This window comes from Streptococcus sp. KHUD_010 (genome assembly GCF_040207525.1).
GTDB lineage: Bacteria > Bacillota > Bacilli > Lactobacillales > Streptococcaceae > Streptococcus > Streptococcus hominis.
Genome location: NZ_CP157941.1, coordinates 1,189,322 through 1,215,056, shown reverse-complemented (window position 1 = coordinate 1,215,056; position 25,735 = coordinate 1,189,322). Strand labels below are relative to the sequence as shown.

The window sequence follows — 25,735 nt, the reverse complement described above, 5'->3', positions numbered from 1 at the left end:
TGTGAATGGTTCCATTAAGGCAGATAGCTGCAAAGATTACATTATCGAAAGAGATTAATCAGCCAAACAATGAAATAAAACCCAAGAAAAATAGCGTGCCATTTCCAATAAAGCATGATTAGTCCAAACGTTTCACGTATCCAAGCCGACGGGAGAAAATAAAGTGCTGTTCTAGAGCCGATACTTCGCCCCTTTATGCCGAGCTTTCGCATGTAAATACCTGCTCGCAAAGAGTGGAAGGAGTTGGTGACGACCAAGCAATAGTAATTTTCCTTACTTTTTTCGTCTAAAATAGTTTTGCTAAACTGCAAATTTTCTAATGTATTGATTGACTGCTGTTCAATTATAATATCTTCTTGTGGAATACTTACTTGCCTTAAATATTGCGCCATTGCTTCTGCTTCGGTTATTGGTTCATCGACACCTTGTCCTCCAGACACGACAATTTTAGGACTGTTATTAAATTTTTCATACATCATTTTTCCTTTTTCGAGCCGTTGAGCGAGAAGAGGCGGAACCTTGTCTCCTATCAAACCAGACCCTAAGATGATGATGTAGTCTGGATGTTTTATGACGGGAAAAGTATTATAAACAAAACCATAAATTATATAGGTCACATAGAGATAACTACCGTAAATTAAAAGTCCGTTTGTGAGGGAAAGCATTTTACGAAGAACAATAAAATGGGGAAAGAAAAAAGTAAGCGCTAGGGAAAGAGCAATAGCGAGTCCATAAAAGAGGGAGAGGAGGTTTGCTAAACGCCTGCCTTCAAAGGTCATCATCTGTCTGCCATTAAAAATGAGATAAATGGTTGAAATTATAACACTCAAAGGAATGAAAAGTGCTAAGATGAGCAAAGAAAGCATTACCAGATTTCTATTGACAAGTTGTTCCATATGCATCACAAACAAACCAGAAACGATAGCGGCAAATAAAATTAAAACGATACTAAGCAAATACGCATTGAAGAGTCGCCTTGGCTCTATATAAAACAAGACAAGAAAAAGAAGAGCAGGAAGAAGCCAAATAAGATGCAATACCATAATGTGATAACAATCCTTTCAAACAGATTCCTTTTTAGTATAGCATAAAAGTTCCTGTAAAAAAGTAGATTTAAAAAACAATGGACTTAAAAATTGAAATATTATTAAAAAATATGGTATAATATTTTTATGTCTTGGGGTCGTTACGGATTCGACAGGCATTATGAGGCACATTTTGCGACTCATCGAGCGGATGTAAAGCGCCAGTTAAATATAACTGCAAAAAATAATAATTCTTACGCTTTAGCTGCCTAAAAAACAGCCAGCGTGACCAGATTCGGATTGCTCGTGTTCGATGACCGGTCTTAATAATAGCGAGATACGATTAGGCCTTGTCTAGGGACTTGATAAGAGATTAATAGACTCGCTTGGCTTGGGCTTGAGTTATGTGTCAAAGTGAAGTTAAATCCAATACATAACCTATGGTTGTAGACAAATGTGTTGGCAGGTGTTTGGACGTGGGTTCGATTCCCACCGGCTCCATTAATAAATATGGAAGATTACTCAAGAGGCTTAAGAGGCTGTGTTGGAAACGCAGTAGGCGTGTGAAAGCGTGCGTGGGTTCGAATCCCATGTCTTCCGTTTTGTTACAAAACGCTCGTTAGTGACGTTTTTTTCTTACTAGAAGATAAAATGAGTGAAGAGAACGGATTCACTCATTTATTTTTTTGAAAAATATTGAAATTTTTCTGAAAAGTAGTAGACTGTTACTAGAAAGTTTGGAGGTTTCTCGTGAAATTATACGTACAATTGATGATTATTTTTTCAATTTCTTTGATAGGAGAAGGGATTTCCTATCTTTTTCATTTGCCTATTCCGGGGAGTATTATTGGGCTTCTTCTTCTTTTTTTGGCTTTGCAATTTAAAATTTTCAGATTACGACATGTGAGTATGGTGGGAAATTTTTTATTAGCCAATATGACCATTTTATTTTTGCCGCCAGCGGTCGGAATTATGGATAAATTTCATGTCATTGCGCCTTATTTGCTGCCGATTGTTTTGATTATTGTTGGAGCGATTGTAATCAATGTGATTGTCATTGCCGTGGTTGTTCATTTTATCAAAAATCGCTTTGAAGGAGATTACGGAGAAGGAGAAACAAGAAATGTCTAATTTGTGGGGCAATCCTTTATTTGGTTTGGCTTTATCGATCTTTGCTTATCTGGTAGGAATGTTGATTTTTCGCAGATTTCCGCATCCTTTGACAACACCTTTGCTTCTAGCCACCATATTTGTCATTGTATTTTTAAAATTGACAGGAATTTCTTATAAACATTACTACATAGGTGGAACGTATTTGAATAATCTCATTGTGCCGTCAACGGTTGCACTGGGAATTCCTTTGTATAAAACATTTCATCTCATGAAACACCATGCCAGAAGCATTTTGATTGGTACTTTTATAGCGGTGGTAGTGAATACTAGTTTTACGGCCTTGGTCGCCAAGGCTTTTGGAATGGATTTTTTCTTAGCAATTTCACTCTTTCCCAAATCAGTAACAACAGCTATGGCGGTTGGAATTACAGATAAAATGCAAGGGCTGACGACGGTGACGTTGGTGGTCGTAGTAGCAACGGGAATTTTGACAAGTGTGATAGGGCCGACTGTTTTAAGGATTTTAAAAATCAAAGATCCTGTTGCAGTAGGTTTAGCTCTTGGAGGAACAGGACATGCTGTTGGAACAGGAACTGCCTTTAAATACGGACAAGTTGCAGGTGCTATGGCTGGTCTAGCTATTGGCGTGACAGGGATTATGTATGTGATGGTCAGTCCAATTGTTGCAAGTATTATTTTAAAATAGCAAAAAACGAGAATGACTGTGCTGTGACTATTTTTTGAAAGCAAGTATGTTTTCTGCCCCATTTCTTAAAAAACATGATATAATAGAGAGTAAAAACTTTTTGATAGAAAGACAGTTATGGATTTAAAAGATTATATTGCAACCATTGAAAATTACCCGCAAGAAGGGATTTTATTTCGTGACATTAGCCCATTGATGGCAGATGGGAATGCCTACAGCTATGCTATTCGTGAAATTGTCCAATATGCTACGGACAAGAAAATTGACATGATTGTCGGTCCAGAAGCGCGTGGATTTATTGTTGGATGTCCGGTAGCTTATGAGCTTGGAGTTGGTTTTGCTCCAGTACGTAAGCCTGGGAAATTGCCTCGTGAGGTTATCTCAGCTAGTTATGAAAAAGAGTATGGTGTAGATACCTTAACAATGCACGCTGACTCTATCAAGCCTGGACAGCGTGTACTGATTGTTGATGACCTTCTTGCAACAGGAGGAACGGTTAAAGCAACAATTGAAATGGTTGAACGTTTAGGTGGTATCGTTGCAGGTTGCGCTTTCCTTATTGAATTGGATAAATTGAAGGGACGCGAAGCTATTGGTAACTACGATTACAAAGTTCTCATGCATTATTAAGGTATAAGTAAAAGCTATATCTTGTTGTAGAAAAAGTATAATTGAAAACTATATCTCCTTTCAGTATAATAAAAGCAGAAAGTAAAAGGAGATATTTTCATGCCTATTAAAATTGATAAGAAATTACCAGCTGTTGACATTTTAAGATCTGAGAATATCTTTGTCATGGATGATGAGCGTGCAGAACACCAAGATATTCGTCCTATGAATATCTTGATTTTGAATTTAATGCCGCAAAAAACAGTAACAGAAACGCAGTTGTTGCGTCATTTAGCAAATACGCCATTGCAACTTCGGATTGAATTTCTTTATATGTCTTCTCATACCTTCAAAACGACACGTGCGGACTATATGGAGACCTTTTATAAGACTTTTGATGAGATCAAAGGTCGTTATTTTGACGGTTTGATTGTCACTGGAGCGCCAGTCGAGCATTTGCCTTTTGAAGCAGTAGATTATTGGGAAGAATTTCGACAAGTTATTGACTGGTCCAAATCGCATGTTTACTCTACCTTGCATATTTGTTGGGGAGCGCAAGCAGCTCTTTATGCTCGTTATGGCATTGCTAAACACCAGATGAAGCGCAAGTTGTCCGGTATTTATAGTCAATCCATATCAGAAAAACCAAATTTGCTGTTTCGTGGTTTTGATGATGAATACGCAGCTCCTCATTCGCGTTATACAGAAGTTCGCAAAGAAGATATTTTAAACAAGAGTAATTTGGAAATTTTAGCTTGTGGAGAAGAGGTTGGTGTCTCCGTTGTGGCAAGTCGTGATCTTCGCGAAGTGTATAGCTTTGGTCATTTGGAATATGACCGCGAGACCTTGGCAAAAGAATATTTGCGTGATGTAGACGAAGGGCTGAATCCGCATATTCCAGAAAATTATTTCAAAAATGATGACGTTACTTCAGTTCCCTGTTTACGATGGAATCTGGCTGCGGCGCTGTTTTTCAACAATTGGATTAATTATGCTGTTTATCAAGAAACGCCATTTGACTGGGAAAATGCAGCAAATGACGCTTCCTTGTTTGCTTATTTATAAGAGGTGTTATGACTTATTTATCAGCGTATAAGACGGGCAATTTAGTATTGCCAACGGAGCTTCTTTTTCATTTTCATGAAATATTTGATAATAGTGATGACTTTTTGGTCTGGCAATTTTTCTATTTGCAAAATACAACGTCGCTAGAAGAGATTTCTCCTGTTCAGATTGCAGAAAGTATCGGGAAATCCGTTGCAGAGGTCAATCGCTCTATGTCAAATTTGACAGAAAAAGGATTGTTGCAGTACAAAACAATTGCCCTCAATGGTGAAATTGAGGCAGTTTTTGATGCACTGCCAGCGCTTGAACGATTGGATAAAATTGTAGAGAATCACTCAAGCGTTGCGCAAGCTATTTCTCAAAATGTTTTAAAAGACTTGGTCGAGACTTTCCAGCAAGAATTAGGTCGTCTCTTGACACCATTTGAAATCGAGGATTTGACAAAAACGATTCAAGATGACAAGACCAGTCCTGAACTTGTTACTGTTGCTCTTCGTGAAGCTGTTTTTAATGGAAAGGCAAACTGGAAATACATTCAAGCTATTTTACGGAATTGGCGCCGTGAAGGCATTACAACAGTAGCACAGGTAGAAGCGAAGCGAGAAGAACGTGAAGCAGCAAATCCGCAAAATATCACTGTCTCAGATGATTTTTTGAAGGCTATGGATTTGTGGCGAGATTAAGATGTTGGAGTTTATTCCCTTGGAATAGACTCTTTTTTTAGTTCCTTAAAAATGATATACTAAGTGAAACGATTATTTTAGAAATGAGTTATCATGCAAGTAAAGAATATCTCAAAACGTTTGAGAAAAGTGGCTGGTTTTGTACCACAGGATGCCAAAATCTTGGATGTAGGAAGTGACCACGCTTATTTACCGATTTATCTAATTCTGCAGGGTAGAATTTCCTCAGCCATTGCTGGTGAAGTTGTTGAGGGACCTTATCAGTCTGCGGTGACGAATGCAGCCGATAACCAGATGTCCGATAAAATTGATGTTCGTTTGGCAAATGGTTTGGCAGCTTTTGATGCAGAAGATCAGATTGATGTTATCGTTATTGCAGGAATGGGAGGAGGATTGATAGCAGATATTTTAGACAATGGCAGTGCAAAATTGGCATCTGTTAAGCGCCTGATTCTTCAGCCTAACAATCGGGAAGATGAACTTCGCAGGTGGTTATGTAGTCATAATTTTCAAATTATTGAGGAAGCTATTGTGGAAGAAAATGGGAAATTTTACGAGATAATGATAGCTGAACAGGGGCATCAAGTGTTGAATGCTGAACAAGAACGCTTCGGACCTTATCTAATGAGGGAGCAATCAGCTGTTTTTCTAGATAAATGGCAGCTAGAAGTAGACAAGCTGGAAAAAGCTCTGGCTAAAATCCCTGAGAGAAATCTAACGGAACGCTCTGCTATGTCTCAAAAAATCAAACAAATCAAGGAGGTGCTCCATGCTGGCAAGTGAATTTATTAACCGTTATGAAGCATACTGTCCTAAGGATCTGTCCATGACGGGAGATGTCTGCGGACTGCAAATTGGAACTCTGAATAAGGAAGTTAAGCGAGTACTGGTAGCTTTGGATATCCGCGAGCAGACAGTTGCAGAGGCGATTGAAAAGGGAGCGGATTTGATTTTGGTCAAGCACGCACCAATCTTTCGCCCTATTAAGGATTTAGTGGCAGACCGATCTCAGAATCAGATTTACATCGATCTGATTAAGCACGATATTGCAGTTTATGTCAGCCATACCAATATTGATATTGTAGATGACGGTCTCAATGACTGGTTCTGTAATCTATTAGAAATCACTGATACGGATTATCTTAGCGAAACGGCTTCTGGACACGGCATTGGTCGTATTGGCAAGATTGTGCCTCAGACTTTTGGAGACTTTGCAGGCAAGGTTAAGGAAACTTTTGGTCTGGATAGTTTGCGTTTGGTGACTTATTCGAATGTGGATTTGGAGCAAATGATTGAGAAAGTGGCGATCTGTGGTGGCAGTGGTCAGTCCTTTTACAAGGAGGCTTTAGAAAAGGGTGCTCAGCTTTATATTACAGGTGATATTTACTATCATACCGCTCAGGATATGCTGAGCGAGGGGCTTCTAGCTTTGGATCCGGGTCACCATATAGAAGTGCTCTTTGTAGAAAAATTGGTTGAAAAATTTCAAGACTGGAAAGTAGAAGAGAGTTGGGAAGTTGAATTTTTAGCCAGTCAAGTTTCTACAAATCCTTTTAAACATATCTAAGTAGGAAATTGTATGAAAAAAGTAGCGATTATTGGAGCAGGGATTGTCGGATCAACTGCTGCTTATTATCTATCGAAAAATCCTGCTTATCAGGTGACAGTTTTTGACCATGGAATAGGTCAGGCAACCAAGGCAGCGGCTGGTATTATCAGCCCGTGGTTTTCTAAGCGGCGCAATAAAGCATGGTATCGTATGGCGCGGCTGGGAGCTGATTTCTATCTGGATTTGATAGCTGATTTACAGAAGGACGGTTTTGCAACGGAGTTTTATCAGCAGACTGGCATCTTTTTGCTGAAGAAAAAAGAGGAGAGCTTGGAGGCACTCTATGACTTGGCAGACCAACGACGAAAAGAGTCACCGCTCATTGGCGACTTGCGGCTGCTTTCACGAGCTGAAGCGGCAGAGTATTTTCCGAGGCTTCAAGGGTTTGACCGGCTGCTCTATGCTTCTGGAGGAGCACGCGTGGAAGGCTCATTATTGACTCAGACTTTGCTAGCGGCTAGCGGTGCAGAAGTAATCCAAAAGAAAGTAAGTTTGGACATTCGAGATGGGGCTTTCTGGGTTGATAGTTGTTGTTTTGACCAAGTTATATTGGCAACAGGAGCTTGGTTACCTGAGCTTCTGAAACCATTAGGTTATCAGGTGGATGTTCGTCTACAAAAAGGTCAGCTACGAGATTATCAGACGGATCTGGTGACAGATGATTATCCAGTTGTCATGCCAGAAGGAGAGCTAGATATTATTCCTTTTCAAAACGGCAATATCAGTATGGGAGCTACGCACGAAAATGAAATGGGCTATGACCTTAAAGTAGATCAGGTCATGCTGGATAAAATGGAACAGGAGGCTCTCTACTATTTTCCTAGGTTATCTCAGGCGAAAGTGGAGAGCGAGCGGGTTGGAATTCGAGCCTATACTAGTGACTTTTCTCCCTTCTTTGGTCAGGTGCCAGATCTTCCTCAGGTATTTGCAGCTAGTGGTTTAGGCTCGTCTGGCTTGACGACAGGACCACTCATCGGATATCATTTAGTTCAGATAATTCAGGGAAAAAACGGTAGTTTAAATCCAGCGGATTATCCCATTGAAATCTACATTAAGAAAGAGAAGTAGATGACAGAGAATATTTTAAATTGGGTCAATGTTTGTGTGAAAAAAGGGAATCAAGTTCTCTTGCTCAATCGACAGCATGATGATTTTAAAGGCTGGATTCAGCCAGGTGGGAAAGTTGAGTTTCCAGAATCTTTTTTTGAAGCAGCAGCTCGTGAGTTGAAAGAGGAAACGGGGCTGACGGCTTTGAATCTACAGCTTAAAGGCATTTCAGGTTTTACCAACCCAGCAAAAGCAGAGCGTTATGTCTATTATGATTTTCTCTGTGAGGATTTTGAAGGGGAACTGCTAACGGAATCACGGGAAGGTCAGCCCAAATGGTGGTCAATTGATGAACTGGACCAGCTCGATATGCAGGACGACATCAGAGATAGGCTTCCTTTGTACTGGCGAAAAGGCTCCTTTGAGCGGATTAACTATTGGGATGAAGAGAACCATTGCATCAAAGAAACCAAGACGATATTGTATGATGAAAGATAATGAGGAGATGAAGTTGTTATGAACTGGTTGCAGGAGCAGCCTGTGGTGCTGCAGGCTTTTTTGGCGGGACTCTTTACATGGGGCTGTACCATTGTAGGCTCTGCGGTTGTCTTTTTCTTTAAAACAGTCAGTCGTAAGCTGCTGGATATTATGATGGGATTTGCAGCTGGTGTCATGATTGCAGCTTCATTTTGGTCGCTCTTGCAGCCTTCAATTGAGTATGCAAAAGGTAACTATGGAGTCTGGTCTTGGATGCCAGCCGCCCTTGGTTTTCTGTTGGGTGGTTTCTTCTTGCGCTTTATTGATGCGGTAGTACCCCATTTACACCTTAGCAAGAAGGATGTATCTGAGGCAGAAAGTCTGCCGGAGCACAGCCGGAATAAACTGTCCAAAACAGCCCTGCTTTTTCTGGCTATTACCATACACAATTTTCCAGAAGGATTGGCAGTAGGAGTGGCTTTTGGTGCCTTATCCAGCAATTCCAGTCCGGAAGTTTTTATTGGAGCTGTAGGTCTGGCTTTGGGAATTGGTCTCCAAAATGTGCCGGAAGGGGCAGCCTTGTCCATTCCTATACGGACAGACGGGGAATCGCGTCTTAAGGCTTTTTACTGGGGCTCGATGTCAGCTATTGTTGAGCCTATCGGAGCGGTTCTTGGCGCTTATGCGGTTATGGCAATGACGGCTATTCTCCCCTATGCCCTGTCTTTTGCGGCGGGAGCCATGATTTTCGTCGTCGTGGAGGAGCTGATACCAGATTCTCAGACAAATGGCAATACAGATGTTGCAACTTTAGGCCTCATAGTGGGCTTTGTATTGATGATGGTATTGGATGTGGCTTTGGGATAGCAGATACTTTTTTTAAATTAGGCGTCTATTTTATCAGTTGCCTAGATAACAACAGTTCTATCTTGGTAGATTTTTGGTTTTTTCATTAAGTATGAAAAGCTTTGAATAAAAGTACTCTCTTTCTTGAAGGATGACATCCGCTTTCAAAAATGGTAAAATAGGGAGAATACATTAAGAGAGGAAACTCATTATGAAAGGTATTATCCTTGCAGGTGGTTCTGGTACACGCTTATATCCTTTGACTAGAGCTGCATCTAAACAACTCATGCCGGTTTATGACAAACCCATGATTTATTATCCATTATCAACTCTCATGCTGGCTGGTATCAAGGACATCTTGATTATCTCAACACCGACAGATCTCCCTCGCTTTGAGGATTTGTTGGGTGATGGCTCGGAGTTTGGTATCAAACTTTCTTACGCTGAGCAACCAAGTCCAGATGGTTTGGCCCAAGCCTTTATCATCGGTGCTGACTTTATCGGAGATGACCATGTGGCTTTGATTTTAGGTGATAATATTTATCATGGTCCAGGTCTTAGTAAAATGCTGCAAAAAGCTGCTTCAAAGGAAAATGGAGCGACTGTCTTTGGTTATCAAGTAAAAGACCCAGAGCGTTTCGGTGTGGTTGAATTTGATGACAATATGAATGCCATTTCTATCGAAGAAAAACCAGAACAGCCACGTTCTAACTATGCAGTTACAGGACTTTATTTCTATGACAATGACGTAGTAGAAATTGCTAAAAATATCAAGCCTAGTCCACGTGGAGAGCTGGAAATCACTGATGTCAATAAGGCTTACTTAGACCGCGGTGATTTGTCTGTTGAGCTGATGGGACGAGGTTTTGCTTGGTTAGACACTGGTACACACGAGAGCTTGTTAGAAGCTGCTCAATACATCGAAACCGTCCAACGTATGCAAAATGTTCAAGTAGCAAACTTAGAGGAAATTGCTTACCGTATGGGTTATATTACCAAAGAACAAGTGCATGATTTGGCACAATCACTTAAAAAGAACGAATACGGTCACTACTTATTACGTTTGATTGGAGAAGAATAAGACATGTCTGAACAATTTTTTGAAAAAAAATTAGCAGCCCATAAGATTGAAGCTATTCCTGGCATGCTGGAATTTGATATTCCAGTTCATGGGGACAATCGTGGCTGGTTCAAGGAAAACTTTCAAAAAGAAAAAATGGTACCCCTTGGTTTTCCAGAAAGCTTTTTTGCTGAAGGTAAGCTCCAAAACAATGTCAGCTTTTCCCGCAAAAATGTGCTCCGTGGTCTTCATGCAGAACCTTGGGATAAGTACATTTCTGTCGCAGATGGCGGAAAAGTTCTCGGTTCTTGGGTTGATTTGCGTGAAGGGGAAACATTCGGAAATACCTACCAAACGGTCATTGATGCCAGCAAAGGGATTTTCGTTCCTCGCGGTGTAGCAAATAGCTTTCAAGTATTGTCAGATACGGTTTCTTATAGCTATTTGGTCAATGACTACTGGGCATTGGAATTGAAACCTAAGTATGCCTTTGTCAACTATGCTGACCCCGCTCTTGAGATTGAATGGGAAAATCTTGACCAAGCAGAAGTTTCTGAAGCAGATAAGAATCATCCAATGCTTAAGGATGTTAAGCCTTTGACCAAAGATATGTTATAATACCCTTAGAAAATAGGAGAAAATCTTTTCATGACTGAATATAAAAATATTGTAGTGACAGGTGGAGCAGGATTTATCGGTTCTAACTTTGTCCATTATGTCTATAATAACTTTCCAGATGTGCATATTACTGTTCTGGATAAACTGACTTATGCTGGTAACCGTGCCAACATTGAAGAAATTCTAGGCGACCGCGTGGAGTTGGTTGTTGGAGATATTGCTGATGCAGTGATTGTTGACCAAGTGGCTAAGGATGCAGATGCTATTGTTCACTATGCGGCAGAAAGCCATAATGACAACTCACTTAATGATCCACGTCCATTCATTGATACAAACTTTGTCGGAACTTATACGCTTCTTGAAGCGGCTCGTAAATATAATCTTCGTTTCCACCATGTATCTACTGACGAAGTTTATGGTGACCTTCCTCTTCGTGAAGATCTTCCGGGGCATGGTGAAGGACCAGGCGAAAAATTCACCCCAGAAACCAAATACAATCCAAGTTCGCCTTATTCTTCAACTAAGGCAGCTTCTGATTTGATTGTCAAGGCTTGGGTGCGCTCTTTCGGTGTTAAGGCAACCATTTCTAACTGTTCAAACAACTACGGACCATATCAACACATCGAAAAATTCATTCCGCGTCAGATTACCAATATCCTTTCAGGCATTCGTCCAAAACTTTATGGGGAAGGAAAGAATGTTCGTGACTGGATTCATACTAATGACCATTCATCAGGGGTTTGGACCATTCTCACAAAAGGGAAGATTGGTGAAACCTACCTAATTGGTGCAGACGGTGAGAAGAATAACAAAGAAGTGCTAGAGCTCATTCTCAAAGAAATGGGACAACCAGCTGACGCTTACGACCATGTAACAGACCGTGCGGGTCACGACCTACGCTATGCTATTGATGCTAGCAAGTTGCGTGATGAACTAGGTTGGAAACCAGAATTTACCAACTTTGAGGCTGGATTGAAAGAAACAATCAAGTGGTACACGGATCACCAAGATTGGTGGAAAGCTGAAAAGGAAGCTGTCGAAGCCAACTATGCCAAGACTCAAAAAGTATTAAAATAAAAAGTAACTATTGAAGTTTTGTCTTAAAAGGAGAATCATGAAACATAAAATTTTAGTAACAGGTGGAGCCGGATTTATCGGAACGCATACCGTTATTGAGTTAGTCAATGCTGGACACGAAGTTGTTATTGTTGATAATTTAGTGAACAGCAGCAAAAAAAGTGTAGAAGTTGTAGAACGAATTGTTGGTCAGAAAGTTCCATTTTATCAAGTGGACATTCGTGATAAGAAAGCCTTGCTGGAAATTTTTAAAGACGAACAACCGACAGGCGTGATTCATTTTGCGGCGTTGAAAGCAGTCGGTGAATCAACACAAATTCCGCTGACTTATTACGAAAACAACATTACAGGAACCTTGACATTGCTACGTGTTATGGAAGAAGTTAATTGCAAAAATATCATTTTCAGCTCTTCTGCAACTGTCTATGGCGATCCTCATACCGTTCCAATTTTAGAAGATTTTCCTCTGTCAGTCACCAATCCTTACGGACGTACAAAACTGATGATTGAAGAAATGCTGACGGATATTTACAAAGCTGATGCAAACTGGAATGTTGTCTTGCTTCGGTATTTTAATCCAATTGGTGCTCATGAAAGTGGTGATTTGGGTGAAAATCCAAATGGCATCCCAAATAATCTCTTGCCATATGTGACACAAGTTGCTGTTGGAAAATTAAAAGAAGTGCAAGTATTTGGTAATGATTATCCAACAGTTGACGGTACTGGTGTTCGTGACTATATTCACGTGGTGGATTTGGCAAAAGGACATGTGGCTGCTCTGCAAAAGATTGAAGGAACTGCTGGTCTAAATATCTATAACCTTGGTACCGGTAAAGGATATTCTGTTTTAGAAATTATCCAAAATATGGAAAAAGCAGTCGGCAAACCAATCCCTTATAAGATTGTTGACCGCCGCCCTGGTGACATTGCCACTTGTTATGCCGACTCTACAAAAGCAAAAGAGGAATTAGGCTGGGAAGCACAATTTGATATTACACGCATGTGCCAAGATGCTTGGCATTGGCAAAGCAAACACCCAAATGGATTTGATGACTAAATAAAAAATATGTCAATAGTAGACGAGGCTGGGATAGTAGTTTCTCAGCCTCGCTTTTTGCATAGAAATAAGCTTGATGCACAGTAGTTGATTACTCAAAACATTGCGTTGAAGTTGCGAATAATGCTTGCGAGGTATTTTCTATTCAAGCTTGTAAGAAGTATCTAATCAACCTTGTGGAAGTTGACCAGAACTCGCTGTTCTAAAGTTTTTGCATGATGACTTGAAAGTAAATTTACTAAAAAATTAGAAAACCAGTTAAGCATTTTTTGGTGGAATAATGTTCTTTGTGTTAAACTAAAAATATGGAACATCATTTTAATCATAAAGCAGAATCATTCGATTCTCCCAAAAATATATTTATTGCCAATCTTATTCGCCAAGAAGTGGAGAAACAAATTGTAGATTTCTCTGACAAGTGCATTTTAGATTTTGGCAGTGGTACAGGATTGGTGAGCCTGCCATTGGCAACTCAATCCAATTCAGTCATGCTTGTTGATATTTCTGAAAAAATGCTTGAGCAAGCTCGCTTAAAAGTGGAAAAACAAGCTATTGAGAATGTTTATTTGTTACAGCAGGATTTGTTGACAAAACCATTAAACCAATTATTTGACATCATCGTGGTTAGTCGTGTTCTTCATCATATGCCAAATATTGAGAAGACTCTAGCGATGTTTAGAAATCATCTTGTAGAAGACGGACAACTTTTTATTGCAGATTTTGTTAAAACAGATGTAAATCATCATGGCTTTCATCTTGCTGACTTGGAAGGAAAACTGTCTCAAAGTGGCTTCTCATCCGTCAAATCTCAGATAATTTATAGTGCAGAGGAACTCTTTTTAGGAAATTATGCAAAGCTTTTCTTGATATTAGCACAAAATCACTCGTTTGCATGACGAGTGATTTTGGCTTGTCTTTATAGTAAATTTCTTGATTCTTTTATGGAAATAGTAGAAAATGGCGCGTGGATATAGTATAATGGGATTATATAATTTTGAAGGAGAATGAGATTAAGTGAAATCTTCGGATTTATTGATTATTATCCCTGCCTACAATGAAGAAGGCTCTATTGAGAATGTTGTCGATAATATCATCAGGAATTATTCACAATATGATTATGTGATTATCAATGACGGATCAAAGGATAGAACATCAGCCATTTGCCATGCAAACGGTTATAATATTGTGGATTTGCCGGTCAATTTAGGATTGGCAGGCGCATTTCAAACAGGACTTAGATATGCTTATGAGCAAGGCTATAAAAAGGCAGTGCAGTTTGATGCAGATGGGCAACATTTGCCTGAGTATATCTCAGTTTTAGAAGCAAAAATGAACGAAGGCTATGAAATGGTTATCGGATCTCGTTTTGTGACGGAAAAGCGCGAAACGTCTCTACGGATGATGGGGAATATTCTCATTAGTGCAGCCATTAAATTAACCACAGGAAAGACAATCAACGACCCAACTTCTGGCATGCGGATGTTTTCTGAAGGACTTATCAAAGAATTTGCTCTCAATATCAATTATGGACCTGAGCCAGATACCGTTTCATATCTAATTCGTCATGGTGTGAAAGTAGCAGAAGCCCAAGTGCGAATGGAAGAGAGACAAGCCGGTGAGAGCTATCTGACACTTTCTCGCTCTATTCAATATATGACGCACATGTTTGTATCGATTTTGATCATTCAGAATTTCAGAAAGAGAGGGTAGACTTAAATGACTATTTGGTTTCAAATTGTATTGATTTTTGTCTCTGTTATGACTTGTGCCTTTATTTTACGTAGCATTCGAAAATCACAAGTTCAAATCAACGATGCTATATTTTGGATGTTTTTCTCTTTAATTCTATTAGTATTTAGCATTTTCCCTAGTTTAGCAGAAACTATTGCAAGTGCATTAGGAATTGTGTCAGCAGTCAATTTTATCTTTTTATTTATCATTTTTTTATTGCTCATCAATCAATTCCAACTCACTCTTAAATTATCAAAATTAGATACGAAATTTAAAAATTTAGTTCAAACAATCGCATTGAGGGATAAAGATGAAAATAAAGACTAACCCTTCTGCTAAAGAGATTTATTTTTGGAATTTATTGGGGAATTTAGCGGCTTCAGGAGTTTCTGTTCTTTATTTACTGATTGTAACAAGATTAACTTCTGCTAAAGTAGCTGACCAATTTAGCTTGGCTAACTCCATTGGAACTCTTTGGATTGTTATCGGACTTTTCCAAGTAAGAAATTATCAAGGAACGGATGTAAATCAAAAGCATTCTTTCATAGGATATTTTCAAACTAGGTTGATAACAATTCTAGCGATGTTGGTCACATTGTATCCCTATTTATATATTGTCGGAGAAGGCCGTTATTCTTTTGAAACGATTTTACTGACATTTTTAATGATTTTGTATCGTATGTGGGATGCAGTGTCTGATTTATTTCAAGGCTTATTTCAACAAAGAGAACGTATGGATATAGCTGGGAAAACAATGTTTTACCGTTATTCCACTAGTGTAGTTGTCCTGTTTCTTAGTATTTTGCTTTCCAAGTCTGTGATTGTAGGTTTATTTTCATTAGTCATTTGGAATGGCTTAGTTATCATTTTTTATGAAACCAGTTTTCTTAAGTACTTTGAAACGATTCATTGGAAAGAACTCTTCTCTAGCAATTATAAAAAAGATATAAAAGATATTTTTCTGGCTTGTTGGCCATTATTTGTGAATGGATTTATTTTATTATATATTTTAAATGAACCTAAAATTATTATTGAAAAAGGCCTAAATCAAGGAATTTTGCAGACTGGCATGCAACGTGATTTTAACATTCTTTTTATGCCTGTTTTTTTTATGAGTCTCATCATTTTAATGGTTAGACCCCTAATAACCCAAATGGCTATTTTGTGGAATCGAGAAAAGTATGCAGAATTTTCTCTAATTGTGAAAAAGCTCTTGTTCTATTTATTTATAGGTGGGATAGTCGTTACGATAGTGGCTTACTTCATAGGTACGCCAATTCTTAGTTTGGTATTTGGAGTGGCATTATCACAATACACTCTTCCTTTTGCAATTCTAATCTTTGCAGGAGTTTTATATGCTTTAGCCATTGTTTTTGAAAATATTTTAACCATTGTTCGAAAGCAACACTTATTAGTAGGTTTATATGTCGTTTTATTAGTTATCACTAAGTTGGTAACAGAACCATTTATTTATCGTTATCATATGTTGGGGGCGTCACTCGGCTTTTTGATTGTTATGATAGCTTATTTGGTCGGTATTTTTGGTATTTATATGGTAGTTGGGAGAAGAAAAGGAAATAAGAATGAAATATGATTTAACTGTCATTATTCCCGTTTATAATACAGAAAAATATTTAAGAAGATGCTTAGATAGTATTGTCAATCAAGACAATCTAGAGAAATGCGCGATCCGCGTTATTTGTGTTAATGACGGGAGTACGGACCATTCGGAAGAGATTATTAAGAAATATGTTGCAAAATATCCATTTATCGAACTGTTTTCAAAAGAGAATGGAGGAGTGTCAGATGCAAGAAACTATGGATTAAATCAAGTTTGTGATAGTGAATATACTACTTTTATTGATCCAGATGATTGTATATATCCTAATTATTTAACAGAGTTTCTGTTAGCAAAAGGAAATGATGCTATTTATTTTGATTTTGATTTAATTGATAGCGATGAGAAATTGATAAAACATTTAAATGTCAATCCTTTCTTTAATGATAGTAAAGATTCAGATGATAATATTCGTTTATTTATGCTAACAAAACACGCTTCTTGGACTAGAATTTACAAGTCACATTTTTTTGATTTCAATTATTTTCCAAAAGGGAAAATTTATGAAGATGTTGCCTTAATGCCCTATATGACTTCAAAATGCACTAGTATTTCTTATATAAAAAAATATTTATACCGATACACAGTTGATACTTCTGGCTCAATCATGAATTCAAGCAAGTCGAACATTTTTGATATCTATGATGCTTTGGAATATCTGTTTGTTCTATTTGGTGATGATTTTGATAAATATAAATCTGAATTACAATATTTAGCCTTAGAACATCTGTGTGTTGGTCATACTTACAGATTATTGAAATATCCAGAAGCGAAGAAGCAAGATTTCAAAGATATTATCCGCTTTATGGAAAAGCATTTTGGAAAAGACTGGGAAAAAAATAAATATATCAAACAAGGTGTACAAAAAGTAAATATTCACTCTAAACTAGCTTATGTTGTACCATTGTTTTTAAAAGTGTTGAAGAATGAATGGTTTGGGTTACTATTGTTGGCAAGAAAACGCTAATATTTTATTAAAAAGATTGGAGAATAGATAATTGTGATAAAGAGGTCTATTAATTGGTCGTTTATGTTCAATATAAAAGATTGGTTTTATTCTTTTGTATTGAATATAACAAAACGCTGGAAATATTTATTTTGGTTATGGGGGCTGCTATTCCTTACTTATTTTTATTTAGGTGGTTCAACGGCTACCATTCCAAGGACTTTATTGCTTATAACAGGTTTGGTATTTAGCATAACTATTTGTTTATCTGGAAAATTGCATAATAAGGTATTTTTGAGTATTCTTTTTTCGGGAGGGCTTTTTGTTATTTTGACCCCTGTTTTAGATGTTCCTGATGAGACTGCTCATTATTCAAGAGCTTTGTACATATCAGAAGCGCACCTCTATCTTCCCAAAAAGTCTTCAGAGTTTAGAGTTTCTAAGGATGCTGTAGAAGCTGAAAAGGTATTTAAAAAACCGTTGATACATTCTGGGTTAGATAAAGTTAAGACCTCGTCAAAAACTGCACGTTATCCTAAATTTTTAGCAACGAATGCTTCATCGTTTATTCCTTATCTACCCCAAGTATTTGGCTTGACAATCTCTAAGATTTTAGGATTAAGTGTTCTATCTTCAATCATTTTAGGGCGTTTATGTAATCTTTTGGCTTATGCGTTGTTAATTAGGTTAGCTATAAAAAAAGCTAAGGGGAAAGAATTATTGTTCGCAAGTCTAGGGATGCTACCAATGAGTGTATATTTAGCATCTTCTTTCAGTACAGACAGTATGGTGAATGGGTTTCTCTTTTTGATTATTGCTTTGTTTTGTGAGTATGTTCAAAAAGATAAGGTTTCTTTATTAGATATTCTATTATTTGCAACATTATGTTTAATAATGACTACCATGAAATTGCCATATGTATTATTGGTAGGATTGTTATTATTTATACCAAAAAAGAAATTACCAGATCGGTATACTTATGTATTTATTACTGGACTCATTTTGCTAGTAGGAATTTTAAGCTTCTTTTGGTTGCGTTTATCTAGTAATATTAATATGAATCAGGTAACTTCTGATGTAAACCCAGTTGAAAAGATTAAATACACAATAGGACATATGAATGAATTTTCAAGAATGATTGTACAAGAGTGGGTGAATTTAATTCCAAATAAACTCCCTTCCCTGTTTACATTTGGCTGGTTAACCTATGGTTTAGGGAACTTACTATGGTTCTATTTAATATTTATCAGTTGTGTCATATTTATGATACCTCAATATAATCCTTTACCTAAAATTAGTAAATATGGAACTTTTTTAGTTGGGGTTGGAATTACGTTTGGCATTTTGATGACAGCCTATTTAATGTGGGGAAAAGTTAATGAAATTGCTATTCAAGGTGTTCAAGGTAGATATTTTACTGGGGTTATTTTACTTTTAGGTTTAACATTTAATAGTATTAAACTATTTGTGCCAGTATATCCGACACTTTCTCCAGAAGAAGAGGAAAAAAGAGATACCTTTATTTTATTTATTGCCTTGGTCTTTATAATGATGTCTGTCGTATTAACAGTACTTCAATATTATGGTTTTAAAATTTAATAGTTAAAGATAGGAATGATTTTAAATGAAAAAAGCACTGAGCGGTTTTGTTTTATTGATATTAATGATACTGTTAGGAGTTGAAAAGGCTAGCGCTGACAATGAAGGCTTAGAAATGTACCGTCTGTATAATCCAAATAGTGGCGAACATTTTTATACAGCTAATTGGAATGAAAAAGAAATGCTTTCAAAAGTGGGCTGGCGTTATGAGGGGAGTGGTTGGATTGCTCCTTTGCAAGGACAAGATGTATATAGAATGTACAATCCTAATGCTGGCGATCATCATTATACTTTGAATGTTAATGAAAGAGATTTCCTTATTAAGTCAGGATGGAGATATGAAGGAGTGGCATGGAAATCTTCTGGCCAATATCCATTATATAGACTTTATAATCCAAATGCTAGAGCAGGTAGTCATCATTACACATTATCTGAAGCAGAAAAAGTGCATTTAACTCACGTTGGTTGGCGTTATGAAGGTATTAGTTGGTATGCTGTTGGGTTAGGAACTCCAATTTCTCATCAATCGTCTTCTAATTCAGGAAATATAGCTAATCCAGAAATGTATCCAAATTGTGAAGCTGCCCGAAGAGCCGGTGTAACTCCTATTTATCGTGGACAGCCTGGTTATAGTAGTAAATTGGATAGAGATGGAGACGGGGTCGCTTGTGAATAGTTAGCAAATCATTTATTTTTAAACAGTCCTTTTAAAGTTAGGCTTTGTTCCTAACTTTTTTATTTTTATGTTAGAATATATTTAATGACATAAGGAGGCTAAAATGACAATTTCAATCATCGTTCCTTGTTTTAACGAGGAAGAGTCGCTTCCGTTGTTTTATGCGGAAATGGAAAAAATTAAATTTCAGCTAAATGATCATTTTGAATACATCTTTATCAATGACGGCTCAAAAGATAGAACCTTAGCTATTTTACGAGAACTCAATCAGAAAAATAATAGTGTTCGTTATCTTTCTTTTTCGAGAAATTTTGGAAAAGAAGCAGCTCTGTATGCGGGTCTCAAACATGCAACTGGTGATTTAGTGACTGTCATGGATGCGGATTTGCAAGATCCTCCGGAACTTTTACTCACAATGAAGTCCATGCTGGAGGCGAATCCAGATTTGGATTGCGTAGGAACGCGTCGTACAACACGCGAGGGAGAACCTCTGATTCGTAGTTTTTTTGCGAAGATGTTTTATAAATTGATTAATAAAATTAGCCAAGTTGAGATGGTAGATGGAGCGCGTGATTTTCGTCTTATGCGCAGACAAATGGTAGAGGCCATTTTAGAAGTTTCTGAGTACAATCGTTTTTCCAAGGGAATATTCGCATGGGTTGGATTTAAAACAGAATATTTGGAGTATAAGAATGTGGAACGAGTCGCAGGAAAAACCAGTTGGAGTTTCTGGCAATTATTGAATTATTCTTTAGAAGGGATTGTCAATTTTTCAGATGCTCCTTTGACAATAGCTTTTTTGGGAGGTGTTGTTGCCTGTTTATTGGCATTCTTCCTTATCATGATTGTCATTATCCGTACGCTGATTTTTGGAGATCCAACATCTGGCTGGCCTTCTATGGTGTCGATTATTCTTTTTCTAGGTGGTTTTCAGTTGTTGACAATTGGCATTCTTGGTAAATACATTGGAAAAATTTTCATGGAAACCAAAAAAAGACCAATTTACGTGGTTAAAGAGAAGAGCGAGTAGAAAGCAGATTTTTTCTGCTTTTTTTGATATAATGGATTCGTTGAATGTTTATTGTTCAGAAAGGAATTTCAAATGATTTTAATTACAGGAGCTAATGGACAGCTTGGAACAGAACTTCGTTATCTTTTAGATGAACGCAATGAAGAGTATGTGGCAGTTGACGTGGCAGAAATGGATATTACAAATGCCGAAATGGTAGAGAAGGTTTTTGCAGAAGTGAAGCCAAGTCTCGTCTATCACTGTGCTGCCTATACAGCTGTGGACGCAGCAGAAGATGAAGGTAAAGAACTGGATTATGCAATCAATGTCACAGGAACTGAAAATGTTGCTAAAGCAGCAGAAAAGCATGGTGCAACACTTGTTTACATTTCTACAGACTATGTTTTTGCTGGAGATAAGCCAGTTGGGCAGGAATGGGAAGTAGATGATCAACCAGACCCTCAGACAGAATATGGTCGCACGAAGCGCATGGGAGAGGAATTGGTTGAGAAATATTCTAGCCGTTTCTACATTATCCGCACAGCTTGGGTCTTTGGAAATTATGGAAAGAACTTTGTTTTCACTATGCAGAATTTAGCGAAAACACATAAAATCCTGACTGTTGTGAATGACCAACACGGTCGTCCAACTTGGACACGTACGTTGGCTGAATTTATGACGTACTTAGCAGAAAACCAAAAAGAATTTGGCTATTATCACTTGTCGAATGATGCCACAGAAGATACGACTTGGTATGACTTTGCAGTAGAAATCTTAAAAGATACAGATGTCGAAGTTTTGCCAGTAGACTCTAGTAAGTTTCCAGCGAAAGCGAAGCGACCACTCAACTCTACCATGAGTCTAGCTAAAGCTAAGGCAACCGGCTTTGTCATCCCAACTTGGCAAGATGCCCTCAAAGAATTTTATAAACAAGGAAAGAAATAAGGTAGAAGCAGCCGAAAGGTTGCTTTTCTATTTTATGTTACACAAACGATTTATAAAGTGATATAATAGATTAGATTGCAAAATCTTGAATTGAGGTAAATCATGAAACATGTATTCATCATCGGAAGTCGTGGCCTTCCTGCTAAATATGGTGGATTTGAAACCTTTGTTGAGAAATTAGTGGAGAACCGCATATCTCCTCAAATCCAATACCATGTAGCTTGTTTATCAGATGATGAAGCTTATCATCATTTTGATTACAAAGGCGTAGACTGTTTTACGATTAAAGCACCAAAACTTGGTCCAGCTCGTGTTATTGCTTATGATATGATGGCAATCAACTACGCACTTACATTAGTCAAGCAACAACAGATTGAGCGTCCTATTTTCTATATCCTAGGAAATACAATCGGAGCTTTTATCGCACCTTTTGCTCGAAAGATTCACCATGCTGGTGGTCTCTTTTATATCAATCCTGATGGACTTGAGTGGAAACGCGCTAAGTGGTCTAAGCCCGTTCAAAATTACCTCAAATATTCTGAGAAAGTGATGACCAAGCATGCCGATTTGGTGATTTCGGACAATCAAGGAATTGAAAGCTATATCCAGAAAGCTTATCCGTGGGCTAAAACCACTTTTATTGCCTATGGAACCGATTTGCGCTTGTCATCTTTAACTTCTCAGGATGAAAAAGTCCGACACTTTTTTGACACGTGGGCAAGTAAAGAAAAAAATTATTATTTGATTGTTGGGCGTTTTGTTCCAGAAAATAACTATGAAAGTATCATTCGTGAGTTTATGAAGTCGCAGACGCAACGAGATTTACTGATTGTCTGCAATTATCAAGGGAATGTTTATTTTGACGAGTTGCGAAATAAAACAGGTTTTGACCAAGATAAGCGGATTAAGTTTGTTGGAACGGTTTATGATCAGGAATTATTGAAGTATATTCGCAATCAAGCGTTTGCTTATATTCATGGTCATGAGGTCGGCGGCACCAATCCTGGACTGCTGGAGGCGCTAGCTCAGACAGATTTGAATTTAGTGCTGGGTGTGGACTTTAACCGACAAGTAGCAAAAGAAACAGCTCTTTACTGGGATAAGAAAGTAGACAACTTAGTTGATGTAATTCATCAAGTGGATAAACAGTCTGACTTTTCAGATCTAGGTCAAGCTGCGAAAGAAAACATGGAAGAACACTACACTTGGGAAAAAATTGTGGGTGAATACGAGGAATTATTTTTATCATGAAAGTGACCATTCTCATGTCCACCTACAATGGTGAACGGTTTTTAGCAGAACAGATTGAAAGTATTCGGCAGCAGACCTATACAGGCTGGCAACTGTTAATCCGAGATGATGGTTCTAAAGACAGGACGCGTGAGATTATTCAAGATTTTTGTCACAAAGATAATCGCATTCAGTTTGTGAATCCTGATAGCATCGAAAATCTTGGTGTTATCAAAAGTTTCTTTTATCTTTTGAAATATCAAACATCAGATGTTTACTTTTTTAGCGACCAGGATGATGTCTGGCTGCCTGAAAAAGTAGAAATGCAGCTAGAAGAAGCGATTAAGCACGATGACAGTCAGCCTTTACTGGTGTACACGGATTTAAAAGTTGTAGATCAAGAGTTAAATGTCGTACATGAAAGTATGATTCGTACACAGTCTGACCATGCAAACACGGAACTGCTCCAAGAATTAACAGAAAATACTGTTACAGGCGGTGTTTCGATGATTAACCAAGCTCTGGCTGACTTATGGACAGGTCAAGAAGTTCATGACCTTCTCATGCATGACTGGTATTTGGCTTTGTTGGCAGCAACTTTTGGTCATTTAGTCTATATAGACCAACCAAGTGAATTATATCGGCAACATTCCAATAATGTTTTAGGTGCAAGAACCCTCAGAAAAAGAATGCAGAATTGGATTCGCCCGCATATTCTCTTCGCAAAATATTGGAAATTGATTCAAGATAGCCAAGAACAAGCAAGGAATTTATTGGCCTTGCCTCTGACTGCTCAAAATAAAGAACTGATTGAAAATTTTGTGACAATCATGGAATTCCCGTTTATGGAACGCTTGCGTCGTCTTCAAAAATATGGTTATCGAAAGAATCGTGCCTTCCACACTTTTGTCTTTACAACCCTAATTCTTACAAAATTTGCTTATAAGGAGTAATGATGGACTTATTTAGTCGAAAAAATATGATTCTCTTACGCGAGATGATTAAAACAGATTTTAAATTACGGTATCAAGGGAGCTTGATTGGGCATTTATGGTCTATTTTGAAGCCCTTGCTCTTATTTACGATTATGTATTTAGTTTTTGTGCGCTTCTTGAGATTTGATGATGGAACGCCACATTATGCTATCGGTCTTTTAATCGGTATGGTAACTTGGAATTTCTTCTCTGAAGCCACAAATATGGGAATGATGTCTATCGTTTCTCGTGGTGATTTGCTTCGGAAACTGAACTTTTCAAAAGAGATTATTGTTATTTCTTCAGTTGTAGGTGCAGCAATTAACTACTCTATTAATTTATTAGTCGTTTTCATCTTTGCTTTGGTTAATGGAGTAGCAGTATCCATTGGCTGGCTCACAGTTATTCCATTATTTGTTGAATTGATTTTATTTTCAACAGGAATCGCTTTTGTGTTGGCAACGTTATTTGTTAAATATAGAGATATTGGTCCAATTTGGGAAGTGGTGATGCAAGCAGGAATGTATGCGACACCTATTATCTACTCTCTTACCTTTATTTTGCAACGTGGTCAGGTAACAATTGCAAAACTCATGATGCTAAATCCTTTGGCACAGATTATTCAAGATTTGCGGCACTATATTGTTTTTTCAGGAAGCATGCGTGGCTGGGATTTAATTGGTCATAAAGGTGTTGCTATGGTACCCTACATTCTTCCTTTCTTTATCTTTGGAATTGGGTATTATATTTTCCACAAAAATGCTAAGAGATTCGCGGAGATTTTATAATGTCAGATAAAAAAATTGCAGTAAAAGTTGATCATGTCAGCAAGTATTTTAAACTTCCTACTGAAGCAACGCAAAGTTTACGTACCAATTTAGTCAATTATTTTAAGGGGATTAAAGGCTATACGGAACAGCATGTTCTAAAAGATATTAACTTTGAAGTTGAAGAAGGTGATTTCTTTGGGATTGTGGGTCGTAATGGTTCTGGGAAATCCACTCTTTTAAAAATTATTTCTCAAATTTATGTTCCTGAAAAGGGAAAAGTCACAGTCAATGGGAAAATGGTTTCTTTTATTGAACTTGGTGTCGGCTTTAATCCAGAATTAACTGGACGTGAAAATGTCTATATGAACGGTGCCATGCTTGGTTTTACAACAGAAGAAATTGATGCCATGTACGATGATATCGTTGATTTTGCTGAATTACATGAATTCATGAATCAAAAATTGAAGAATTATTCAAGCGGAATGCAAGTCCGTTTGGCGTTTTCGGTCGCGATTAAAGCACAAGGTGATGTTCTCATTCTTGATGAAGTTCTTGCAGTCGGTGATGAAGCTTTCCAGAGAAAATGTAACGACTATTTCTTAGAACGAAAAAAATCTGGGAAAACAACCATTCTTGTTACGCACGACATGGGCGCTGTTAAGAAATATTGCAATAAAGCTGTTTTGATTGAGGACGGATTAATTAAGGTGATTGGAAATCCGGATGATGTTGCGAATCAATATAGCTTTGATAATGCGATTCAACCAACACAAGAAAAAGCTGCTGCTTCAGAGAATAAAACGAAACAAGCTGCATTGGTTGAAAACTTTGAAGTAAAATTGTTATCTCCAAATCAAGTAACACCAGACGATGAATTGAAGTTTGAATTTACTTTTACACAGCTTCAAGATATTGAGACTCATATTGCTATGTCGTTCGTTGATATAAACACTAATTATGGCTATTACAATGATAATTCTATGGATTTAAAAATTAGTAGAACAGGAGAAAAGAAAGTCATCTATACATGCAAACTTCCTTATTTAAATCATGCTCGTTTAAGATTGGAAGCAACCATTCGTGATTCTGACAAACGTGTTTTAGCCTTTGCCGTATCTTCAAAAGCTCCAATCGTCTTTATTGAACGGAATGATATTCCAGAGGATGACGAATCAGCACTAGATTCGGCAACAGGTTTACTTGTTAGAAATGGAAGTTGGCAAGAATCGCACACATAAAACTTTA

At 37.7% G+C, this 25,735-nt stretch carries 28 protein-coding genes, 1 tRNA gene and 1 other RNA gene; 29 read left to right on the top strand and 1 reads right to left on the bottom strand.

The annotated features are described in order from the left end of the window. Nucleotides 1–41 precede the first annotated feature (41 nt). Nucleotides 42–1,043 (bottom strand): YdcF family protein, encoded by a 1,002-nt coding sequence (locus ABKA15_RS06025; RefSeq protein WP_350015322.1) that lies wholly within the window; start codon nucleotides 1,041–1,043, stop codon nucleotides 42–44. A gap of 136 nt (nucleotides 1,044–1,179) precedes the next feature. Between ABKA15_RS06025 and ssrA the strand changes: the two genes are divergently transcribed. From ssrA to ABKA15_RS05880, 29 genes are all read left to right on the top strand, one after another. Next, nucleotides 1,180–1,529: a transfer-messenger RNA gene (gene ssrA, locus ABKA15_RS06020) on the top strand. Between the two features lie 8 nt (nucleotides 1,530–1,537). Next, a tRNA-Ser gene (locus ABKA15_RS06015) sits at nucleotides 1,538–1,625 on the top strand. A gap of 150 nt (nucleotides 1,626–1,775) precedes the next feature. Further along, nucleotides 1,776–2,156, top strand: coding sequence for a CidA/LrgA family protein (locus ABKA15_RS06010; protein ID WP_049513626.1), 381 nt, complete (start codon nucleotides 1,776–1,778; stop codon nucleotides 2,154–2,156). After that, nucleotides 2,149–2,844: an LrgB family protein gene (locus tag ABKA15_RS06005; RefSeq protein ID WP_049513624.1), complete on the top strand. Its 696-nt coding sequence runs from the start codon at nucleotides 2,149–2,151 to the stop codon at nucleotides 2,842–2,844. The genes ABKA15_RS06010 and ABKA15_RS06005 overlap by 8 nt, the downstream gene beginning before the upstream one ends. 117 nt (nucleotides 2,845–2,961) lie before the next feature. After that, entirely contained in the window at nucleotides 2,962–3,474 is a 513-nt protein-coding gene (locus tag ABKA15_RS06000; RefSeq protein ID WP_049513622.1) for an adenine phosphoribosyltransferase, read from the top strand. A gap of 99 nt (nucleotides 3,475–3,573) precedes the next feature. After that, nucleotides 3,574–4,518 (top strand): homoserine O-succinyltransferase, encoded by a 945-nt coding sequence (metA, locus tag ABKA15_RS05995; RefSeq protein ID WP_049513620.1) that lies wholly within the window; start codon nucleotides 3,574–3,576, stop codon nucleotides 4,516–4,518. A gap of 8 nt (nucleotides 4,519–4,526) precedes the next feature. Beyond that, complete coding sequence (locus tag ABKA15_RS05990; RefSeq protein WP_049513617.1) at nucleotides 4,527–5,201, top strand: DnaD domain-containing protein; 675 nt, start codon at nucleotides 4,527–4,529, stop codon at nucleotides 5,199–5,201. Nucleotides 5,202–5,294: 93 nt separating this feature from the next. Next, complete coding sequence (locus ABKA15_RS05985) at nucleotides 5,295–5,984, top strand: tRNA (adenine(22)-N(1))-methyltransferase TrmK (RefSeq protein WP_049513615.1); 690 nt, start codon at nucleotides 5,295–5,297, stop codon at nucleotides 5,982–5,984. Next, complete coding sequence (locus tag ABKA15_RS05980) at nucleotides 5,971–6,768, top strand: Nif3-like dinuclear metal center hexameric protein (RefSeq protein ID WP_049513613.1); 798 nt, start codon at nucleotides 5,971–5,973, stop codon at nucleotides 6,766–6,768. The genes ABKA15_RS05985 and ABKA15_RS05980 overlap by 14 nt, the downstream gene beginning before the upstream one ends. A gap of 12 nt (nucleotides 6,769–6,780) precedes the next feature. After that, nucleotides 6,781–7,878 (top strand): FAD-dependent oxidoreductase, encoded by a 1,098-nt coding sequence (locus ABKA15_RS05975; protein ID WP_049513611.1) that lies wholly within the window; start codon nucleotides 6,781–6,783, stop codon nucleotides 7,876–7,878. Beyond that, complete coding sequence (locus ABKA15_RS05970; RefSeq protein WP_049513610.1) at nucleotides 7,879–8,355, top strand: 8-oxo-dGTP diphosphatase; 477 nt, start codon at nucleotides 7,879–7,881, stop codon at nucleotides 8,353–8,355. An 18-nt stretch (nucleotides 8,356–8,373) separates the two neighbouring features. Then, the gene (locus ABKA15_RS05965) at nucleotides 8,374–9,201 is read left to right on the top strand and encodes a ZIP family metal transporter (protein ID WP_049513606.1); all 828 of its coding nucleotides are present in this window, start codon (nucleotides 8,374–8,376) and stop codon (nucleotides 9,199–9,201) included. Nucleotides 9,202–9,391: 190 nt separating this feature from the next. Then, complete coding sequence (rfbA, locus tag ABKA15_RS05960; protein WP_003030472.1) at nucleotides 9,392–10,261, top strand: glucose-1-phosphate thymidylyltransferase RfbA; 870 nt, start codon at nucleotides 9,392–9,394, stop codon at nucleotides 10,259–10,261. A gap of 3 nt (nucleotides 10,262–10,264) precedes the next feature. Continuing rightward, nucleotides 10,265–10,858, top strand: a complete 594-nt coding sequence (locus ABKA15_RS05955) for a dTDP-4-dehydrorhamnose 3,5-epimerase family protein (protein ID WP_350015321.1) — start codon at nucleotides 10,265–10,267, stop codon at nucleotides 10,856–10,858. 30 nt (nucleotides 10,859–10,888) lie between these two features. Further along, complete coding sequence (rfbB, locus tag ABKA15_RS05950) at nucleotides 10,889–11,935, top strand: dTDP-glucose 4,6-dehydratase (RefSeq protein WP_049513601.1); 1,047 nt, start codon at nucleotides 10,889–10,891, stop codon at nucleotides 11,933–11,935. Between the two features lie 37 nt (nucleotides 11,936–11,972). Then, the gene (gene galE, locus ABKA15_RS05945; protein ID WP_049513599.1) at nucleotides 11,973–12,992 is read left to right on the top strand and encodes a UDP-glucose 4-epimerase GalE; all 1,020 of its coding nucleotides are present in this window, start codon (nucleotides 11,973–11,975) and stop codon (nucleotides 12,990–12,992) included. A 305-nt stretch (nucleotides 12,993–13,297) separates the two neighbouring features. Next, the gene (locus ABKA15_RS05940; protein ID WP_350015320.1) at nucleotides 13,298–13,888 is read left to right on the top strand and encodes a class I SAM-dependent methyltransferase; all 591 of its coding nucleotides are present in this window, start codon (nucleotides 13,298–13,300) and stop codon (nucleotides 13,886–13,888) included. Nucleotides 13,889–14,006: 118 nt separating this feature from the next. Beyond that, complete coding sequence (locus ABKA15_RS05935; protein WP_049508104.1) at nucleotides 14,007–14,702, top strand: glycosyltransferase family 2 protein; 696 nt, start codon at nucleotides 14,007–14,009, stop codon at nucleotides 14,700–14,702. 6 nt (nucleotides 14,703–14,708) lie between these two features. After that, nucleotides 14,709–15,050 (top strand): DUF2304 domain-containing protein, encoded by a 342-nt coding sequence (locus ABKA15_RS05930; RefSeq protein ID WP_049513596.1) that lies wholly within the window; start codon nucleotides 14,709–14,711, stop codon nucleotides 15,048–15,050. Continuing rightward, complete coding sequence (locus ABKA15_RS05925) at nucleotides 15,034–16,317, top strand: polysaccharide biosynthesis protein (RefSeq protein ID WP_049513595.1); 1,284 nt, start codon at nucleotides 15,034–15,036, stop codon at nucleotides 16,315–16,317. The genes ABKA15_RS05930 and ABKA15_RS05925 overlap by 17 nt, the downstream gene beginning before the upstream one ends. Further along, on the top strand, nucleotides 16,307–17,308 hold the full coding sequence (locus tag ABKA15_RS05920; RefSeq protein WP_049513594.1) for a glycosyltransferase: 1,002 nt from the start codon (nucleotides 16,307–16,309) through the stop codon (nucleotides 17,306–17,308). Before ABKA15_RS05925 ends, ABKA15_RS05920 begins: the two co-directional genes overlap by 11 nt. A gap of 63 nt (nucleotides 17,309–17,371) precedes the next feature. Beyond that, nucleotides 17,372–18,886 carry a DUF2142 domain-containing protein gene (locus ABKA15_RS05915; protein ID WP_225620210.1) on the top strand — a complete coding sequence of 505 codons (1,515 nt, stop codon included), beginning with the start codon at nucleotides 17,372–17,374 and terminating at the stop codon, nucleotides 18,884–18,886. A 25-nt stretch (nucleotides 18,887–18,911) separates the two neighbouring features. Then, on the top strand, nucleotides 18,912–19,562 hold the full coding sequence (locus ABKA15_RS05910) for an excalibur calcium-binding domain-containing protein (RefSeq protein ID WP_049513592.1): 651 nt from the start codon (nucleotides 18,912–18,914) through the stop codon (nucleotides 19,560–19,562). Nucleotides 19,563–19,665: 103 nt separating this feature from the next. Further along, a complete protein-coding gene (locus tag ABKA15_RS05905) occupies nucleotides 19,666–20,592 on the top strand; it encodes a glycosyltransferase family 2 protein (protein ID WP_049513591.1) in 927 nt (308 codons plus the stop codon). A 72-nt stretch (nucleotides 20,593–20,664) separates the two neighbouring features. Continuing rightward, nucleotides 20,665–21,516, top strand: a complete 852-nt coding sequence (rfbD, locus tag ABKA15_RS05900; RefSeq protein WP_106388090.1) for a dTDP-4-dehydrorhamnose reductase — start codon at nucleotides 20,665–20,667, stop codon at nucleotides 21,514–21,516. Between the two features lie 102 nt (nucleotides 21,517–21,618). Continuing rightward, nucleotides 21,619–22,767, top strand: a complete 1,149-nt coding sequence (locus tag ABKA15_RS05895) for a glycosyltransferase family 1 protein (RefSeq protein WP_049513589.1) — start codon at nucleotides 21,619–21,621, stop codon at nucleotides 22,765–22,767. Next, nucleotides 22,764–23,699, top strand: a complete 936-nt coding sequence (locus ABKA15_RS05890) for a glycosyltransferase family 2 protein (RefSeq protein WP_049513588.1) — start codon at nucleotides 22,764–22,766, stop codon at nucleotides 23,697–23,699. Before ABKA15_RS05895 ends, ABKA15_RS05890 begins: the two co-directional genes overlap by 4 nt. A 2-nt stretch (nucleotides 23,700–23,701) precedes the next feature. Next, nucleotides 23,702–24,508: an ABC transporter permease gene (locus tag ABKA15_RS05885; RefSeq protein ID WP_003040405.1), complete on the top strand. Its 807-nt coding sequence runs from the start codon at nucleotides 23,702–23,704 to the stop codon at nucleotides 24,506–24,508. Then, nucleotides 24,508–25,728, top strand: a complete 1,221-nt coding sequence (locus ABKA15_RS05880) for an ABC transporter ATP-binding protein (RefSeq protein ID WP_049513587.1) — start codon at nucleotides 24,508–24,510, stop codon at nucleotides 25,726–25,728. The genes ABKA15_RS05885 and ABKA15_RS05880 overlap by 1 nt, the downstream gene beginning before the upstream one ends. The last annotated feature ends 7 nt before the right edge of the window (nucleotides 25,729–25,735 follow it).

Excerpts from the sequence above, each read along its gene's own strand:
- ABKA15_RS05975 (WP_049513611.1), top strand. The coding sequence starts at position 6,781 with ATGAAAAAAGTAGCGATTATTGGAGCAGGGATTGTCGGATCAACTGCT.
- ABKA15_RS05925 (WP_049513595.1), top strand. The coding sequence starts at position 15,034 with ATGAAAATAAAGACTAACCCTTCTGCTAAAGAGATTTATTTTTGGAAT.
- ABKA15_RS05895 (WP_049513589.1), top strand. The coding sequence starts at position 21,619 with ATGAAACATGTATTCATCATCGGAAGTCGTGGCCTTCCTGCTAAATAT.
- ABKA15_RS05970 (WP_049513610.1), top strand. The coding sequence starts at position 7,879 with ATGACAGAGAATATTTTAAATTGGGTCAATGTTTGTGTGAAAAAAGGG.
- ABKA15_RS05940 (WP_350015320.1), top strand. The coding sequence starts at position 13,298 with ATGGAACATCATTTTAATCATAAAGCAGAATCATTCGATTCTCCCAAA.
- ABKA15_RS06000 (WP_049513622.1), top strand. The coding sequence starts at position 2,962 with ATGGATTTAAAAGATTATATTGCAACCATTGAAAATTACCCGCAAGAA.
- ABKA15_RS05910 (WP_049513592.1), top strand. The coding sequence starts at position 18,912 with ATGAAAAAAGCACTGAGCGGTTTTGTTTTATTGATATTAATGATACTG.
- ABKA15_RS05955 (WP_350015321.1), top strand. The coding sequence starts at position 10,265 with ATGTCTGAACAATTTTTTGAAAAAAAATTAGCAGCCCATAAGATTGAA.
- ABKA15_RS05880 (WP_049513587.1), top strand. The coding sequence starts at position 24,508 with ATGTCAGATAAAAAAATTGCAGTAAAAGTTGATCATGTCAGCAAGTAT.
- ABKA15_RS05965 (WP_049513606.1), top strand. The coding sequence starts at position 8,374 with ATGAACTGGTTGCAGGAGCAGCCTGTGGTGCTGCAGGCTTTTTTGGCG.
- ABKA15_RS05980 (WP_049513613.1), top strand. The coding sequence starts at position 5,971 with ATGCTGGCAAGTGAATTTATTAACCGTTATGAAGCATACTGTCCTAAG.
- ABKA15_RS05930 (WP_049513596.1), top strand. The coding sequence starts at position 14,709 with ATGACTATTTGGTTTCAAATTGTATTGATTTTTGTCTCTGTTATGACT.
- galE (WP_049513599.1), top strand. The coding sequence starts at position 11,973 with ATGAAACATAAAATTTTAGTAACAGGTGGAGCCGGATTTATCGGAACG.
- metA (WP_049513620.1), top strand. The coding sequence starts at position 3,574 with ATGCCTATTAAAATTGATAAGAAATTACCAGCTGTTGACATTTTAAGA.
- ABKA15_RS05915 (WP_225620210.1), top strand. The coding sequence starts at position 17,372 with ATGTTCAATATAAAAGATTGGTTTTATTCTTTTGTATTGAATATAACA.
- rfbD (WP_106388090.1), top strand. The coding sequence starts at position 20,665 with ATGATTTTAATTACAGGAGCTAATGGACAGCTTGGAACAGAACTTCGT.
- rfbA (WP_003030472.1), top strand. The coding sequence starts at position 9,392 with ATGAAAGGTATTATCCTTGCAGGTGGTTCTGGTACACGCTTATATCCT.
- ABKA15_RS06025 (WP_350015322.1), bottom strand. The coding sequence starts at position 1,043 with ATGGTATTGCATCTTATTTGGCTTCTTCCTGCTCTTCTTTTTCTTGTC.
- ABKA15_RS05905 (WP_049513591.1), top strand. The coding sequence starts at position 19,666 with ATGACAATTTCAATCATCGTTCCTTGTTTTAACGAGGAAGAGTCGCTT.
- ABKA15_RS05920 (WP_049513594.1), top strand. The coding sequence starts at position 16,307 with ATGAAATATGATTTAACTGTCATTATTCCCGTTTATAATACAGAAAAA.
- ABKA15_RS05985 (WP_049513615.1), top strand. The coding sequence starts at position 5,295 with ATGCAAGTAAAGAATATCTCAAAACGTTTGAGAAAAGTGGCTGGTTTT.
- ABKA15_RS05890 (WP_049513588.1), top strand. The coding sequence starts at position 22,764 with ATGAAAGTGACCATTCTCATGTCCACCTACAATGGTGAACGGTTTTTA.
- ABKA15_RS06005 (WP_049513624.1), top strand. The coding sequence starts at position 2,149 with ATGTCTAATTTGTGGGGCAATCCTTTATTTGGTTTGGCTTTATCGATC.
- ABKA15_RS05990 (WP_049513617.1), top strand. The coding sequence starts at position 4,527 with ATGACTTATTTATCAGCGTATAAGACGGGCAATTTAGTATTGCCAACG.
- rfbB (WP_049513601.1), top strand. The coding sequence starts at position 10,889 with ATGACTGAATATAAAAATATTGTAGTGACAGGTGGAGCAGGATTTATC.
- ABKA15_RS05885 (WP_003040405.1), top strand. The coding sequence starts at position 23,702 with ATGGACTTATTTAGTCGAAAAAATATGATTCTCTTACGCGAGATGATT.